This is a genomic window from Pseudomonas sp. Y39-6 (assembly GCF_023651955.1).
In the GTDB taxonomy this organism is placed as follows: domain Bacteria; phylum Pseudomonadota; class Gammaproteobacteria; order Pseudomonadales; family Pseudomonadaceae; genus Aquipseudomonas; species Aquipseudomonas veronii.
Window position 1 is genome coordinate 3521261 of sequence record NZ_CP069594.1, and the last position, 13965, is coordinate 3535225.

Below are 13965 nucleotides of genomic sequence, written 5' to 3' on the forward strand. Positions count from 1 at the left end.
TATCGAAGGTAATGGTCATCAGGCCCGGGCGGTCTCGTTGCCGCCGACCGTGGTTTGCACCGGTGCAGTCGAGGCCTCGAGACTGCGCCCACGGGTTTCCGGCAGGCAAAGTGCCGCGATCACCGCCACACCGTAGGCGACCCCTGCGTCGATGCCAATTGCAGACCCCAAGGACATGGAGTCGCTCATGTGGCCGACCAGGAACGGGAACACCGCGGAAAGTACTCGGCCAAAGTTGTAGCAGAAACCGACACCGGCGCCGCGCACGTCCGCTGGATACAACTCGTTGAACAGCGCACCAAGACTCGCCGGAATGCCGGCGGCGAAGAAGCCGAGCGGAAACCCCAGGAACAGCATCTGGGTATTGGTCAGCGGCAGGAACACATAGCACTGCACGGTGACGACACAGCACAACGCAAACAACACGATGTTTTTGCGACGGCCAATACGGTCGATCAAAAATCCGCTGACCACACAGCCACACCAGAAGGCGAAGATAATCACCGCGAGGTAGCCGCCAGAGTTCAGCACCGACAGGTTGCGCTCTGTCTTGAGGAACGTCGGCAGCCAGGTCATCACTGCGTGGTAGCCGCCGTGCGCGCCGAGGCCCAACAGACCACCGAACAGCGTCACGCGGATGAGTTCAGGGCGGAAAATGCCGGCCAGGGATTTGAAGAAGCTTTGCGGGATGGCGTTTTCTTTTTGCAGGCGCTGGAAGCTGTCGGGCTCCTCGACGTTGCGACGTACCCAGATGATCAGGAACGACGGCAGCAATCCGACCAGGAACATCACACGCCAGGCCATGTCCTGCGGTACAAAGGAGTAAATCAGCGTAAACACCCCGACCGCCAGGCCCCAACCCACGGCCCAGGCGCTTTGCACCGTTCCCATGACCTTGCCGCGATATTGAGGGTTGATTGTCTCAGCCATCAGCACTGCGCCGGCAGCCCATTCGCCACCGATGCCGAAACCCTGGAGCGCTTTGACGATCAAGAGCTGATTGAATCCCGTCACGAACGCGGACAGAAAGGTGAAGACCGAGAACCACAAAATCATCCACTGAAGTGTGCGTACCCGGCCGTAGCGGTCGGACAACGTCCCCCCTACCCAGCCACCAATGGCTGAAGTGACCAGGGTGACACCACTGATCAGCCCCGCGTCGCCCTTGGTCAGGGCGAACGCGGCGATCAACGCCGGAATCGCCAGGCCGAACATTTGTACCTCCAGCGCGTCGAGCGACCATCCACCGAAGCAGGCCCAAAACGTCTTGCGCTCCCGAGGAGTGACTTGGCGATACCAGCTAAACATGATTCTTATCCTTATAGGTGGAACGTGAGGCAGCCGAGAGCGAACCGCGCCGCTACGAGGCCAGTCAGAACAAACAAAACGATCAAACCAGCGGCGACCGACTCGCCGCTGAACGAAACGCTACCCAGGCACGGGTCAGCGAATATCCACGCGGTAACGGAAGTGCTCGGCATGCCCGCGAGAACGACGCCACTCCAGCGGTGTGCCGGCGTAATCACGCGCCAGCCTCTCGATCACCACCACCGGGCTGTTGACCGGGACTTGCAGCAATCGCGCGTGCACGTCATTCACCGATTCAGCGGTCAGCGTTTCTTCGGCCGAGGCGACGACCTGACCGCAGACCTCTTCATAGATCGGATACAACAGCGGCCCTTTGCTACTCAGGTCGATCTCCAGCAGCGGCTGAAAGCGGTTGCGGGGCAACCAGATTTCTTCGGCGAGCACCGGCTGAACATCGAGCAGACGCACACGAACAATGCGGATCACCGGCGCGTCGAGTGGCAGCCCCAACGCCTGGGCCACCGCCGAGGGCGCGGCCACCGGTTCGATCGACAGGATGCGACTCTCTGGCACCCGGCGCTCGCCGGCAGCGGTTTGAAAACGGAAGAATCGGAACAGCGAAGATTGGAACTGAGGCCGGCGAATGAAAGTGCCTCGACCTTGCTGACGTTCCAGGATACCTTCACTGACCAATGCATCGACCGCTTTGCGCACGGTGCCAGTAGACAGTTGGTATTCCGCTGAAAGCGCAGCTTCGGTGGGAATCGCTTCCCCCGGACGCCAGCGATTGTTGGCGATCTGTTCAGCCAAATGGTCACGCAGGCGTTGGTAAAGCGGCAGGCGAACATCACTGGAAAGAGCATTCATCGACTTTATTCACCTTGTTATCTAGTCATATATATGAATATAGAGGTGAGTATTTCCCCATACCGCTTGGCTGTCAATAAGGGTCAAGGCATTTTGCTGACGAATAGCGGGGCCAAGCCGTAGCCAATCTGCGTCAGTTCGACTCGGAAATCCTCTCCGTTGTCTCCCCTGCCCCCCCGCAAATCTTGTCCATCAACGCTTGAGCCACACCGCTGCCCTGCTCAAGGATTTTGAGGGCGGCACTGATCGCGGATCACCAGAACGGCTACTGACGCATTGCCAGGATCGCTGACAACCGCGCAGTCAATTTTGTGTCTCATCGCCGCACCTTCACCCAAGCCATGAGCAACGCCGAGGACAGTACCCCGACCGTCATGAAAATATAGGCCGCTCCGGGGTTGCCGGTAAGGCCGATCAGGTAGCCGACAATCCATGAGCCCACAAAGGCACCTAATGCCCCGCAAGCGTTGATCAAACCAATTGCGCCACCGAAAACATTGGAGGGCAGAACTTCCGGGATCAGCGCAAAAAATGGTCCGTAAGGCGCGTACAAAGCCGCCCCGGCGATGCTCAGCAAAGCAAACGACAACCAGAAATGGCTCGGGCCAAGCAAGTAGGAGCAGAAAAATGCCAGCGCACCCAGCGCCAGAAGCGGCCAGACAAAATGTTTACGCTGCTGGGATTTATCTGACATCCAAGACACCGCAAGCATGGCGGCCACGGCCGCGACATAAGGCACAGCGCTCAACCAGCCTACCGTGACAATATCCGTAGCCGCGGCTTGTTTGATGATCGTCGGCAGCCACATGATGAATCCGTAAACCCCGATGCTCCACAGCGCGTGGACGCAGCACAGTTGGATCACCACCGGGCTGGTAAACGCCTGGCGGTAATTACGCACCACCTTCATGCCTTTCTGTTCGTTTGCCAGTGTCGCGGCCAGCTGGTTTTTTTCCTGCTGAGTCAGCCAGTCGACCTGCTCGGGCTTGTCCCGCGCCAGCCGCCACCAGATGAACGCCCACAACACTGCTGGCGCGCCTTCAATCACGAACATCTCGCGCCAGCCCCACGCGTGAATCAAATAGCCCGAGACCACCGACATCCAAAGTACGGTGACCGGATTGCCGAGAACCAGAAACGTATTGGCACGCGAGCGTTCCTTGCGGGTGAACCAGTTACTGATGAAAATCAGCATGGCGGGCATCACTGCGGCCTCGACGATGCCCAGCGACACCCTGATCACCATCAACATCGGAATATTGGTCACCAGCCCCGTGGCCATCGCGCAGATGCCCCACAAGATCAGGCTCCAGAACACCAATTTGCGCACACTGTATTTCTGCGCGTAGATAGCGCCCGGAACCTGAAAGAAAAAGTAGCCCAGAAAGAACAGGGCCCCGATCAACGAGGACATGCTTTTGGTGATACCCAGGTCCTGCTCGATGCCCGCAGCACTGGCAAAGCCATAATTGGCGCGATCCAGATACGCGAGGCTGTAGGTAATGAAAATTAGCGGAATCAGATACCGCCAACGCTTGGGTGCGAAGCTTTTGGTTTTGACGTGTTGACGATTTTCGGCGGTAGCCTGCCCGGCAATATCGACCAGCGACGCTACCTGCTCTTTGAGGTTGCTCATGGATGTCCCCTGTTATTGTTGTTGTTTGCGGCGGGAGTAACATTCAAACGACGCTTGTCAGGCCTCCGTCGACGAAGATCGTTTGGCCGTTGATGAAGTCCGAGGCAGCGGATGCGAGAAATACGGCGGCACCACACAACTCCTCGACGCGCCCCCAACGGCCCGCGGGCGTGCGTTTGCACAGCCATTGGGAAAATTCCGGATTGTCTACCAGCGCCTGGTTCATCTGCGTCGCGAAATAGCCAGGTGCCAACCCATTGGCCTGAATACCGTGGCACGCCCATTCGGCGCACATGCCCTTGGTGAGCATCTTCACGGCACCTTTCGACGCCGCATAAGGAGCGATCGTCGGCCGGGCCAATTCGCTCTGAACCGAGCAGATATTGATGATCTTGCCGCGACGCCGGGCAATCATGTGCCGGGCGACTGCCTGGGACACATGGAAGACGCCGTCTAGATTGACCCGCATCAATTCGTGCCAATCGTTCGCGGCAAAATCTTCCAGCGGTGCCCGCCGCTGAATGCCGGCATTGTTCACCAGGATATCGATGGCTCCGGTCTGCGCCTCAAAGCTATTGATCACTTCGAAAACCTGAGCCTGATCGGTGACATCAAACACCGCGATCTCTGTGCTTACACCCTCGTCACGCAATTGACTTGCGATGAGTTGCGCTCTGTCACTATTACGATCATTGATCACCACAGTGGCGCCCGCAGCTCCCAAGCCCCTGGCTAGTTCAAGCCCGATGCCTTTGCCCGAACCGGTGATCAGGGCCCTGCGCCCGTTAAGCTGGAAGCTACTGGTATTGAATGACATGCTGTTCTCCACAAATGGCCATTTGTTTTTTTCGGCCTTGCCGTCACTTCATCGCAGCCCAGCGGTCACGTCCAATCGTCATTAATGATATCGTGATCAAAATTCATGATAAGCGCGAAACAGCCCCTGAAAGCTCGGAGTATTCAGATGGAAATCAAACATTTGAGAGCATTTGTGACCTTGGCTCAGGAGCTTCACTTCGGTCGAGCCGCGCAACAACTGTCGATCGTTCAACCGGCGCTGAGCATGCAGATCAAGTTGCTCGAGGAAGAACTGGGGGTGCGCCTGTTCGAGCGCAGTCGGCACTCGGTCGCTTTGACCGAAGTGGGACTGATTTTCCTACCGGAGGCGCGCGCGACCTTGCATCAAGCGGCCCATGCAGCGGACGTGGCCAGGGCGTCAGGGCGCGGTGAAATAGGTCGCGTGCGTTTAGGTTTCGTCTCCTCGGTATTACCCGAATTGCTGCCCACCTTGATCCGCTCACTGCATCAACGATTCCCGCGGATTGAACTGGAACTCAAGGACATGCCGGGCCCGGATCAGACAGCGGCGCTGAAAAATGGCCAGCTCGATTTCGGCTTGATGCGTTTGCCGGCCGTGGCCCCGGGGATTCAAACCCTGGAAGTGCTACGGGAGACCTTCATAGTGGCTTTGCACGGCGATCATCCTCTGGCTGTGTGCGGCACGCTGCACCCCACAGCGCTGGCAAACGTACCCGTTTTCGTCCTCGGCAGACGCTATGCACCCGGATTTTACGATGGCCTAATGCATGCCGTGAGCACCCACGGCGCGCAGCTGGAAATAGCATCGGAACTCGGCGAGTTCACCACCATGCTCGCGCTGGTTTCCGCCGGGCTCGGCGTCGGGTTACTGCCGGCTCGTGCCGGGCGTGCCCTGCCCGCCAACGTGATGTCCAAGCCCCTGGAGTTGGGCGATTACCGGGCAACGACCGGCCTTGCCTGGGTTGATCTGGACAGTCCGGTGAAGAACACCGTATTCAACCTGGTGAACGAGCTGTTGGCTGACCCCGCTGCCGAGCGTTTTCGCTAGCGAAAACAGCGGTTGCTCGCGCCGCGCCGCAGGCAAGTGCGCAAACTCCCCTGCCCTCACCGCAGACTAAGCGCCCATTAGCCGCCACTACTCACTGGGCAATAAGCCTTCGGTGAGCATCGATACTGCTTGCTCCGGCGAAGTCAGCGCGGTGTCTATGCAAAACGGCGCTTCGGCCCACGCTTCATATTCGTGATCCAACACAGATTGCCAGGTTGGTGGAATCAACCCGGGAATATCACCCAGCCTCGTTTCTATCCGGCGCCGATGTTCGTTTTTATCCGAGCAAATCACTTCAATATTTACCAACCGAACACCCGCTTTCGAGGCGGCTTCGCTCCACGCCATTCGGCTTTCGACGACTGGATTTACGCAATCAACGATGACCATACGGCCTAGACTAAGATTACTCAGGGCAAGTTCATTAGCGACCATGTAGCCACTGCGTCCCACGTCTTGCGCAAGAGCACCGGAGTTTCGAATCGCTTGTTCGATCGTATCGATCCGCAGGTAGAGGGCGCCTGTCGTAGCAACGAGGGCCTTGGCGATAGTGGTTTTTCCAGTGCCCGGAAGGCCGCTGAATACGATAAGCATTGTCTGTCCTTGGAAGAGTGCGAACACAATGTACCTTGTAACGTCGGTCATCAGATCACCGTTTAAGTTATGCCTCCCACAAGAAATCTGACACCTCCATCATTCCTCCACGGTTCCTCCCATAAAACCCGACATTCTTTGCGCACAATCAGGATCTCTAATGTCATCGCCGATTAAGCGGTGGGCGCTTGGATGACTAACTGACGGCCTGAAAAAGATACTCCAAAGGTATCTCAGCAACCCCATGCTTCAATCCCGGCCAGATCAGCCCCCTGCTTCAAATTCAAACCGAATGGCAAAATAAGGAGTGGCTATGTCTTTTAATATTGGGCTCAGCGGGCTGTTTGCGGCCAACAAACAGTTGGATGTCACTGGCAATAACATCGCCAACGTCGCCACCACCGGTTTCAAATCATCCCGTGCAGAATTTGCTGATATCTATGCGGCTGCCAAGTTGGGTACTGGACGTAACGCCATCGGTAATGGTGTGAACCTGTCCGCTGTGTCCCAGCAGTTCACTCAAGGCGATGTCAACGGCAGTGGCGGCACACTGGATATGGCGATCCAAGGCGGTGGTTTTTTTGTGCAGAAAGGCAGCGACGGCTCTCTGCAGTACACCCGTAACGGTGCCTTCAGCGCAGACAAAGATGGCTACATCACCAACAATACGGGCACCTCTCGCCTGCAAGGCTACGCCGCAGACGCCGACGGCAAGATCATCAAGGGCGGGTTGACCGACCTGCGGCTGAACCTGTCGAACCTGCCGCCAAAGGCTTCCAGCAAGGTGGACTCCACCAGCAACCTGAACGCGTCTGCGCCGGCGATCAACCAAGCCACCAAGCCGTTCGACCCAACCGACACCAGCAGCTTCACGACCCAATACAGCACCACCTTGTACGACACCCAAGGCAACTCGCACGCTATGGTGCAGTACATGGTGAAGACGGACGCCAATAAATGGATGTCTTACACGCTGATCGATGGACGCAATCCAGACGGCACGGCGATCAGTGGCCCCGCCGGTGTCGCGCCCAGCGGCTCACTGTTGACATTTGACACGTCGGGCACCCTTTCGACTATTACAGTACCGCCCTCCACCACGTCCAAGACCACCCTGACGATTACCGACTGGAAGCCGGGCGCGCTGGTCAATGGCGCATGGAAAGATAACGGCGCTGCCGCCAACCCGGGTGGCGTTGCGATCAACATGGGCAACATCACACAGTACAACTCTGCCAGCTATCGCAACCCGCCGATCACCGATGGTTACGCGACGGGGCAAATTACCGGCCTGAAAATCGACGGTAGCGGTGTGATGTTCGCCACGTTCAGCAACCAACAAAGTAAAGCGATCGGCCAGCTGTCGCTGGCCAGTTTCAACAACGAGCAAGGCCTGCAGCCGGCGGGTGGCACTGCCTGGAAGGAAACCTTCGCTTCTGGCCAGCCGGGTTATGACGTCCCTCAGGCCGGATCACTGGGATCGATCGTCGCCAATGCTCTGGAGAACTCCAACGTTAACCTGACCACCGAGCTGGTGAACCTGATCAAGGCCCAGAGCAACTACCAGGCAAACGCCAAGACGATTTCGACCGAGAGCACCATCAACAAGACGTTACTCCAGATGACGTGAGGCGCGGTCGGAAGTCCATTGTTTGCTCCACCCGATAGATCCTGACCCCGCACCACCGCCCCCAAAGGAGATTTGGATGCTGCCTGCACTGTATGTCGCAAAAACCGGGCTTTCTGCCCAGGACACTAACCTGACCACTATTTCCAACAACCTGGCGAACGTCTCGACTACCGGCTTCAAACGTGATCGCGCCGAGTTTCAAGACCTTGTCTATCAGATCAAACGACAGCCAGGCGCACAGTCAACCCAGAACAGTGCACTGCCCTCTGGCCTGCAACTAGGCACCGGGGTGCATGTCGTCGGCACCCAGAAAAACTTCTCTGCCGGCAGCCTGCAAACGACCGGTCAACCTCTGGACCTGGCGCTGAACGGCCGTGGTTTTTTCCAGATACTGCAACCCGACGGCAGCCTTTCCTACACTAGGGACGGCACGTTCCACTTAAATGCAAACGGTCAGATCGTCACCGCGAATGGGTTCGCCCTGGAACCGGCGATCGTTGTCCCCAACAACGCCCAGACATTCACCGTGGGCCAGGACGGGACTGTATCGATCACTGTCGCCGGCAGCCCTGCCTCGCAGGTGATTGGCAATCTGCAGATAGCCGATTTCATTAATCCGGCAGGCTTGCAAGCACAAGGCGCCAACCTCTTTCTGGAAACCGCCGCCAGCGGGGCTCCTCAAGTCGGCACTCCAGGAGTCAATGGTATCGGCACAACATTGCAGAGCACCTTGGAAACCTCAAACGTGAGTACCGTTGAAGAGATGGTCAACATGATCACCACTCAACGAGCCTATGAAATGAACTCCAAAGTTGTCTCTACCGCAAAAGAGATGCTAGGCAACCTTACAAAGAGTCTTTGATTGAGTAACGAGACAGCACCGATTCAATGCTGCCATGACGACTGTCACGATCGTATATCCCCAGCCGCCAGCCTACCAAACAGCCAAACCTCATCCCTCATCCCTCATCCCTCAGCCATCACGAATTGCCGATGGCTGCTGGCGTTAGGATTGAGTCGAGTTGTCTAAATCAGCGGTGATGCTCAGAGCCGAAATCGATCCACCGACTGCGACAATTTCCCCGCCAACGCAGACAACTCGTCCGTCGTCGAGGCCGTCGTGCCGATCACCTGGCTGTTGCGCTGCGACATGCTGGCAATCATCTCCACTTGATGGGCAATTTCGTTACTGGCCAGGCTTTGCTCGCTGATGGTGCGGGAGATGTCTTTGACCAACTCGGTGGTGTTGAGGGTGGCCTGGAGAATCTCGCGGATGGCGCGCTCGACTTCGGCGGTCACGGCCATGCCCTTGTCCACTTGTGTGACGCCCTCCTCCATGCTGGTCACCGCTTCGCGGGTGTTTTGCTGGATACGGCCGACCATGCTGGCAATTTCCTGGGTCGAGGCGCTGGTGCGTCCGGCCAGGCTGCGCACTTCATCGGCGACTACCGCAAAACCGCGCCCCTGTTCACCGGCACGGGCGGCTTCGATCGCGGCATTCAGGGCCAGCAGATTGGTTTGATCGGCAATGCCCTTGATGACCTGGATAATGCTGAAGATTGCCTCGGACTCCTTGTCCAGCGTGCGGATGACGTGAGCCGACTGCTGCGCCGAACGGGCAATGCCAGCCATGTCACTGACCACTTGGTGGATCACCCGACCGCCGTCCTTGGCCAAGGCTTCTGCCTGGTTGGCCATGTTCAGTGCGCGCGCCGCATGTTGGGTGATTTCCTCGATACTGGCGGTCATTTCACTGGCCGCCGCCGCCATGGTGCTGGCGGCGCTACTTTGCTGCTGACTGCTGCCCGCCACCTCATGGCAACCCTGGCTCAACTGCTCGCTCATGCCGTTGACGCCATGGGCATTGCTGCGCACCACTTCGATCATGCCGCGCAGGTCCCGCTGCATGGTGCCGAGGCTGCGTATCAGCGCGCTGGCCTCGTCCTTGCGCTGGGGCTCGACAATCGGTTCGCTCAAATTGCCACGGGCGATGCTGTCGGCGATGCGGCTCGCGGCCTGCAACGGCCCCATGATGCTCCGGGTAACCCAGCGGCCCTGCGCCAGGAGCAGCAGCAGGCTCGCAATCAACACCACGCCCAAGGTGAAGTTGGCGTTGCTGATGGTTTGTCGGGTGCCGATGCTGGTTTGCTGCGTATTGGTTTCGATCAGCTCGCTGAGGCTCGCCAGTTGGCCTTCCAACTGGCTGAAGGCTGTATTGAAGGTCTCCAGTTCGCCGCGAGCGGCCTCCGGGTTGTCCAGCGCGAGTGCCACAATGCGTTCAGCGGCGCTGATATAGGTATCCAGGCTGGGTTTGATTTTTTCCAGGCTGGTCTTGAGCGTGTCGCCCAGCGGCAGCTTGAGGTTGTCCTCCAGCACCTGGCGAAAGTGCTCGGCATGCTCCTTGAGCGAGTTGCCGACCTCGGCCTTGGTGCTGGTGCTTTTACCCAACCCGACCAACATCGCCGACAACACATCGGCGCGCAGGGCGTCGTGCATCATGTCGGCTTCCATGTGGTTGCGCAGCACCGTCATGCTGATCTCGTTATCCTGCACGGCATCGGCCATCCGGACGTTTCCCAGGTAACCGGCCAGGCTCATGATCAAAGCGGTGAGCAACCCGGTCGCAATCAATAGCCATAAGCGTAATTTGATCGTCATGCTGGTCATCCCCGTAGCCTGGACAGCCGGTTGGGAACCCAACCGCTAGAGCGTCACTGATACTGTTATCGGCAGAGGCTCCCTGTTATTGAAGCTCAATTGCGCAGATCTGCGCAGATAAACTCAAAGCCCTCCCCGCCTTGTTTGCGCGGGGGCGGTTCTTTAAGCTGACCGACCTTTGCTTCACCCGGAACTGCCCATGCCTAAACGTATCGCCCGCCTTGCTTTGCTGCTAGGTCTGATCACGGCCGTCGGCCCCTTTGCCATCGATATCTACCTGCCAGCGCTGCCGACCCTGGGCGCCAGCCTGCAGGCCTCGCCGGCAGCGGTGCAGATGAGCCTCACGGTGTTCTTCATGATCATCGGCGTCTGCCAGCTGTTTTATGGCCCGATCAGTGATGTGTTCGGGCGCAAGCCGCCGATCTATGCCGGGTTGGTGATCTTCGCCGTGGGCAGTATCGGCTGCGCCCTGGCGCCGAGCATCGAAGTGCTGATTGGTTTTCGCGCCGTGCAGGCGTTCGGCGCATGCGCGGGGATGGTGATTCCGCGGGCGATTGTGCGTGACCTGTATACCGGCCATGAAGCGGCACGCCTGATGGCTTTGCTGATGTTGGTGATGAGTGTGTCGCCGATCCTCGCACCATTGGCCGGTAGCCTGGTGATTGCGCTCTGGAGTTGGCGCGAGGTGTTTGCCGTGCTGGCGGTGGTGGCCGTGTTGTGCCTGGGCATGACCATCGTGCAATTGCCTGAAACCCACCCCGCCGAGCGCAGACTGGGCAAGACCCTGGGGCATGCATTCAGCAGTTATGGGGCGTTGTTGCGCGACCCGGTGTTCATCGGTTTATCGGTGGTGTGCGGGTTCGGCCTGGCAACGTTCTTTGTGTTTATCGGCAGCGCGCCGTTCGTATACATCGAGTACTTCGGGTTGACCCCGACCCAATTCAGCCTGTGCTTTGCGCTGAACGCGGCGTCATTTTTTGCCATGAGCCAGCTCACCGCCCGCCTGAGCGCACGCTTCGGGCTGGCGCCGCTGATTCGCTGGTCGGTGGTGGGCGTGGCGGCGGTCATGGTGGTGTTGGCCGCCACCACGCTGTGGGGCAATCACCTGGGCTTGATGATGACACTGCTGTTTATCGGTTTCGGGTTTCTCGGCTTGCTGTTACCGGCGGCCGGTGTGTTGTCCCTGGAGGATCATGGTGCGGTGGCGGGTTCCGCGTCGGCACTGCTCGGCGCGATCCAGATGATCACGGCCGCGGTCTCCATGACCCTGGTGGGAATCTTCGCCGATCACACCCCGGCGCCGATGTTGATTGGCATCGCCTTGTGTGCGGTCGCGGCGATGCTCACCACGTTGTGGACCTTGCGCCGTTTACCGGCGCACTTGCTGCCCGGCGCTCCGCCTTCCTCCTGAGCCATGCCCGAGGATGGAGCGCGGCGACCGCGCGCGCCGGCGGCTACAGGTCAAACCGATCCACCGCGCGCCGGCGTTCATTGTCGTCGCGCATGTCATAGCTGGCGGTGGTCTGGATATTGGTGTGGTGCGCAAGTTTTTGTGCAATCGACAGGTCATGTTCCTCGATCACCCGCGTGATGAAAGACCGCCGGAAATCATGGGGCATGATCGTCACCCCGACTTGCTGACCGCGCTGGCGGGCGATGTAGTAAATCGCATGCTTGGTGATGCGTTCGCGGGTGATGTGGCTGCCCCGGCGGATGCGGTTGAACAGGAACGCATCGTCTGGCTCGCCTTCCTTGAGCTGTTCGCGCCGGAATTCGAGCCAGGCCTGTAATTTGGCGAAGGCCCAGCCCGGCGCGTACTTGATCAGTTCCTTGTTGCCCTTGCCGATCACGCGCAGGCTGCGCTCGCCAAAGTTGATCTGCGCCAGGTCGAGGTTGACCGACTCCGACTTGCGCATGCCTGAGCCATACAAGATGCCGATCACTGCAGCATCGCGCAGGCCCTGGGGGCGCGGATCGGCAGCGCACACATCCATCATTTCGCGGATCAACGTGCGACGCAGGTTGCGCCCCTGGCTCAGGCGTGTGCCGGGCGCAGCCTTGACCGTGCGGATTTTCAGCAGGTGTTCCTGGCTGATCAGGCTCATGCGCCAGGCTTCGTTCATGACCCCGCGCACAGCGTTGACATACAGCGATGAGGTATTGGGCGCGTAGCCGTCCTCGCGCAAGGCCGCAACCAGCGCGATCACCTGTTCGGGTTGCAGCAGGTGCCAGTCGATCTCCTCAAGGTTGACGTCCTCGAAGCCCAGGCGGTCGGCGGCATCCTGCAGCACGTAACGCATGGTCAGTTGGCTGGAGGGCGCCAGGCGGGTGAGGTAGAGGGTCAGAGGGTTGCGGATAGACTCAGTCAAGGTAGATCAGCCTTTGGATTAAATACTTCGAGTAACCAATTGTTTATTCGAGGTATTTATTGAATTGGCGACGGCCGAGTCTAACGCACGATCGGCCCTGGCGCCAAATCACGGGGCGGTCTCTTCGTCCTCGGTCGGCTCCTGGGACGGGGTCTGCGCCTGGCCCCATTCAGCATCCTGTTTCTGCATCAGCGCGAACCAGTGCTGACGCATGAACGTCAGGTAGGCCTCCGGCGCCTTGGCAAAGTCTTTCTCGTCGCTGTAGCAACCCGGCAAAGGCAACTCGGTGCCCTGCTCCTTGTACTGGCTGACCAACGCTTGTTGCCCGGCGACGCTGCAATCCCTGGGCAGCGGCATGCCACGCAGTGCCCCGGCCTCTTCGTCCCACCAGGCGGCGCCGACCCGGTCGACCCCGCGCAGGCGGTACTTCTGCGCCTTGCCGACATGCATGATCAGTTTGAATTCATTAGGGCTGACATCACTGGTGCAGGTGCGCGTGTAACCCACCGTAGCCTGGGTGGTGCCGTCGCCGGCAAGGTCGGTGACTTTGGTCGCCGCCATGTCGAAGCGCAGCGCGGCATCGAATTCACAGTGCTGCACGTCGTCGTAGAGCATCCACATGCGCTTGGGGCGGTCACCGTCGATCAGATACTGGGCCGCGTAGACAAACGCCGACTGGGTGCCGTCATCCTCGCGTTCGCTGATTTGCTCGGCCAACACCAGCAGGTTCTTGCCCTGGCGGTCGTCCCAGGTGTAGGCGGCAACTTGCTTGCCGCGCACTTCAACCCCTTCCGGCAGTTGGGCCACCGTGGTCAGCGCCACTGCGTCATCGGCGCATGCGGTGGTGACGCAGGCTGCGCTCATCAACAATCCCATCAACACCGGCCGCCATTGGCCGCCTAAACGCTGCACGCTATTCATCCGAGTACCCTGGCAAGAGATGGCTTACTTTACCGGCACTTGAGGCGCAATGCAGAGAAGATTCTTCAATAAACACACGTAGCAGACACTCCCGCCACGCACCACGCAGATCCGC

Annotated in this window: 12 protein-coding genes and 1 pseudogene; 4 read left to right on the forward strand and 9 right to left on the reverse strand. The window is 59.0% G+C overall.

Going from position 1 to position 13965, the window contains the following annotated elements:
* Positions 1-18: 18 nt before the first annotated feature.
* The 4 genes from JN756_RS15915 to JN756_RS15930 form a co-directional block, all read right to left on the reverse strand.
* On the reverse strand, positions 19-1308 hold the full coding sequence (locus tag JN756_RS15915; protein ID WP_126588393.1) for an MFS transporter: 1290 nt from the start codon (positions 1306-1308) through the stop codon (positions 19-21).
* A gap of 135 nt (positions 1309-1443) precedes the next feature.
* Positions 1444-2175 carry a GntR family transcriptional regulator gene (locus JN756_RS15920; RefSeq protein WP_046383484.1) on the reverse strand — a complete coding sequence of 244 codons (732 nt, stop codon included), beginning with the start codon at positions 2173-2175 and terminating at the stop codon, positions 1444-1446.
* A gap of 316 nt (positions 2176-2491) precedes the next feature.
* Complete coding sequence (locus tag JN756_RS15925; protein WP_169881058.1) at positions 2492-3811, reverse strand: MFS transporter; 1320 nt, start codon at positions 3809-3811, stop codon at positions 2492-2494.
* A gap of 43 nt (positions 3812-3854) precedes the next feature.
* Complete coding sequence (locus JN756_RS15930; RefSeq protein WP_046383486.1) at positions 3855-4628, reverse strand: SDR family NAD(P)-dependent oxidoreductase; 774 nt, start codon at positions 4626-4628, stop codon at positions 3855-3857.
* Positions 4629-4775: 147 nt separating this feature from the next.
* Between JN756_RS15930 and JN756_RS15935 the strand changes: the two genes are divergently transcribed.
* On the forward strand, positions 4776-5678 hold the full coding sequence (locus tag JN756_RS15935) for a LysR family transcriptional regulator (RefSeq protein ID WP_046383487.1): 903 nt from the start codon (positions 4776-4778) through the stop codon (positions 5676-5678).
* 87 nt (positions 5679-5765) lie between these two features.
* On the opposite strand, the gene JN756_RS15940 is transcribed toward JN756_RS15935, so the two are convergent.
* Positions 5766-6272, reverse strand: a complete 507-nt coding sequence (locus JN756_RS15940) for a P-loop nucleotide/nucleoside kinase family protein (protein ID WP_108524269.1) — start codon at positions 6270-6272, stop codon at positions 5766-5768.
* Between the two features lie 313 nt (positions 6273-6585).
* Between JN756_RS15940 and flgE the strand changes: the two genes are divergently transcribed.
* Complete coding sequence (gene flgE / locus JN756_RS15945; RefSeq protein ID WP_201021060.1) at positions 6586-7902, forward strand: flagellar hook protein FlgE; 1317 nt, start codon at positions 6586-6588, stop codon at positions 7900-7902.
* Positions 7903-7978: 76 nt separating this feature from the next.
* Positions 7979-8764: a flagellar basal-body rod protein FlgG gene (gene flgG, locus JN756_RS15950; RefSeq protein WP_057004138.1), complete on the forward strand. Its 786-nt coding sequence runs from the start codon at positions 7979-7981 to the stop codon at positions 8762-8764.
* A 182-nt stretch (positions 8765-8946) separates the two neighbouring features.
* Here flgG and JN756_RS32435 read toward each other — a convergent pair whose 3' ends face one another.
* Both JN756_RS32435 and JN756_RS32440 read right to left on the reverse strand, forming a co-directional pair.
* Positions 8947-9810 carry a methyl-accepting chemotaxis protein gene (locus tag JN756_RS32435; protein ID WP_502941152.1) on the reverse strand — a complete coding sequence of 288 codons (864 nt, stop codon included), beginning with the start codon at positions 9808-9810 and terminating at the stop codon, positions 8947-8949.
* Positions 9805-10569 (reverse strand): annotated as a pseudogene (locus JN756_RS32440) (MCP four helix bundle domain-containing protein); the annotation flags it as partial. The pseudogene JN756_RS32440 and the gene JN756_RS32435, both read right to left, overlap by 6 nt.
* Before the next feature lie 190 nt (positions 10570-10759).
* Here JN756_RS32440 and JN756_RS15960 point away from each other — a divergent pair.
* Positions 10760-11971: a multidrug effflux MFS transporter gene (locus JN756_RS15960; protein WP_108524167.1), complete on the forward strand. Its 1212-nt coding sequence runs from the start codon at positions 10760-10762 to the stop codon at positions 11969-11971.
* Positions 11972-12014: 43 nt separating this feature from the next.
* Here JN756_RS15960 and JN756_RS15965 read toward each other — a convergent pair whose 3' ends face one another.
* On the reverse strand, positions 12015-12929 hold the full coding sequence (locus tag JN756_RS15965; RefSeq protein ID WP_201021062.1) for a site-specific integrase: 915 nt from the start codon (positions 12927-12929) through the stop codon (positions 12015-12017).
* 108 nt (positions 12930-13037) lie between these two features.
* A complete protein-coding gene (locus tag JN756_RS15970) occupies positions 13038-13850 on the reverse strand; it encodes a M949_RS01915 family surface polysaccharide biosynthesis protein (protein ID WP_046383491.1) in 813 nt (270 codons plus the stop codon).
* Between the last annotated feature and the right edge of the window lie 115 nt (positions 13851-13965).

Coding starts and splice junctions, on each gene's coding strand:
- JN756_RS15915 (WP_126588393.1), bottom strand. CDS start 1,308: ATGTTTAGCTGGTATCGCCAAGTCACTCCTCGGGAGCGCAAGACGTTT.
- JN756_RS15920 (WP_046383484.1), bottom strand. CDS start 2,175: ATGAATGCTCTTTCCAGTGATGTTCGCCTGCCGCTTTACCAACGCCTG.
- JN756_RS15925 (WP_169881058.1), bottom strand. CDS start 3,811: ATGAGCAACCTCAAAGAGCAGGTAGCGTCGCTGGTCGATATTGCCGGG.
- JN756_RS15930 (WP_046383486.1), bottom strand. CDS start 4,628: ATGTCATTCAATACCAGTAGCTTCCAGCTTAACGGGCGCAGGGCCCTG.
- JN756_RS15935 (WP_046383487.1), top strand. CDS start 4,776: ATGGAAATCAAACATTTGAGAGCATTTGTGACCTTGGCTCAGGAGCTT.
- JN756_RS15940 (WP_108524269.1), bottom strand. CDS start 6,272: ATGCTTATCGTATTCAGCGGCCTTCCGGGCACTGGAAAAACCACTATC.
- flgE (WP_201021060.1), top strand. CDS start 6,586: ATGTCTTTTAATATTGGGCTCAGCGGGCTGTTTGCGGCCAACAAACAG.
- flgG (WP_057004138.1), top strand. CDS start 7,979: ATGCTGCCTGCACTGTATGTCGCAAAAACCGGGCTTTCTGCCCAGGAC.
- JN756_RS32435 (WP_502941152.1), bottom strand. CDS start 9,810: ATGCAGCGGGACCTGCGCGGCATGATCGAAGTGGTGCGCAGCAATGCC.
- JN756_RS15960 (WP_108524167.1), top strand. CDS start 10,760: ATGCCTAAACGTATCGCCCGCCTTGCTTTGCTGCTAGGTCTGATCACG.
- JN756_RS15970 (WP_046383491.1), bottom strand. CDS start 13,850: ATGAATAGCGTGCAGCGTTTAGGCGGCCAATGGCGGCCGGTGTTGATG.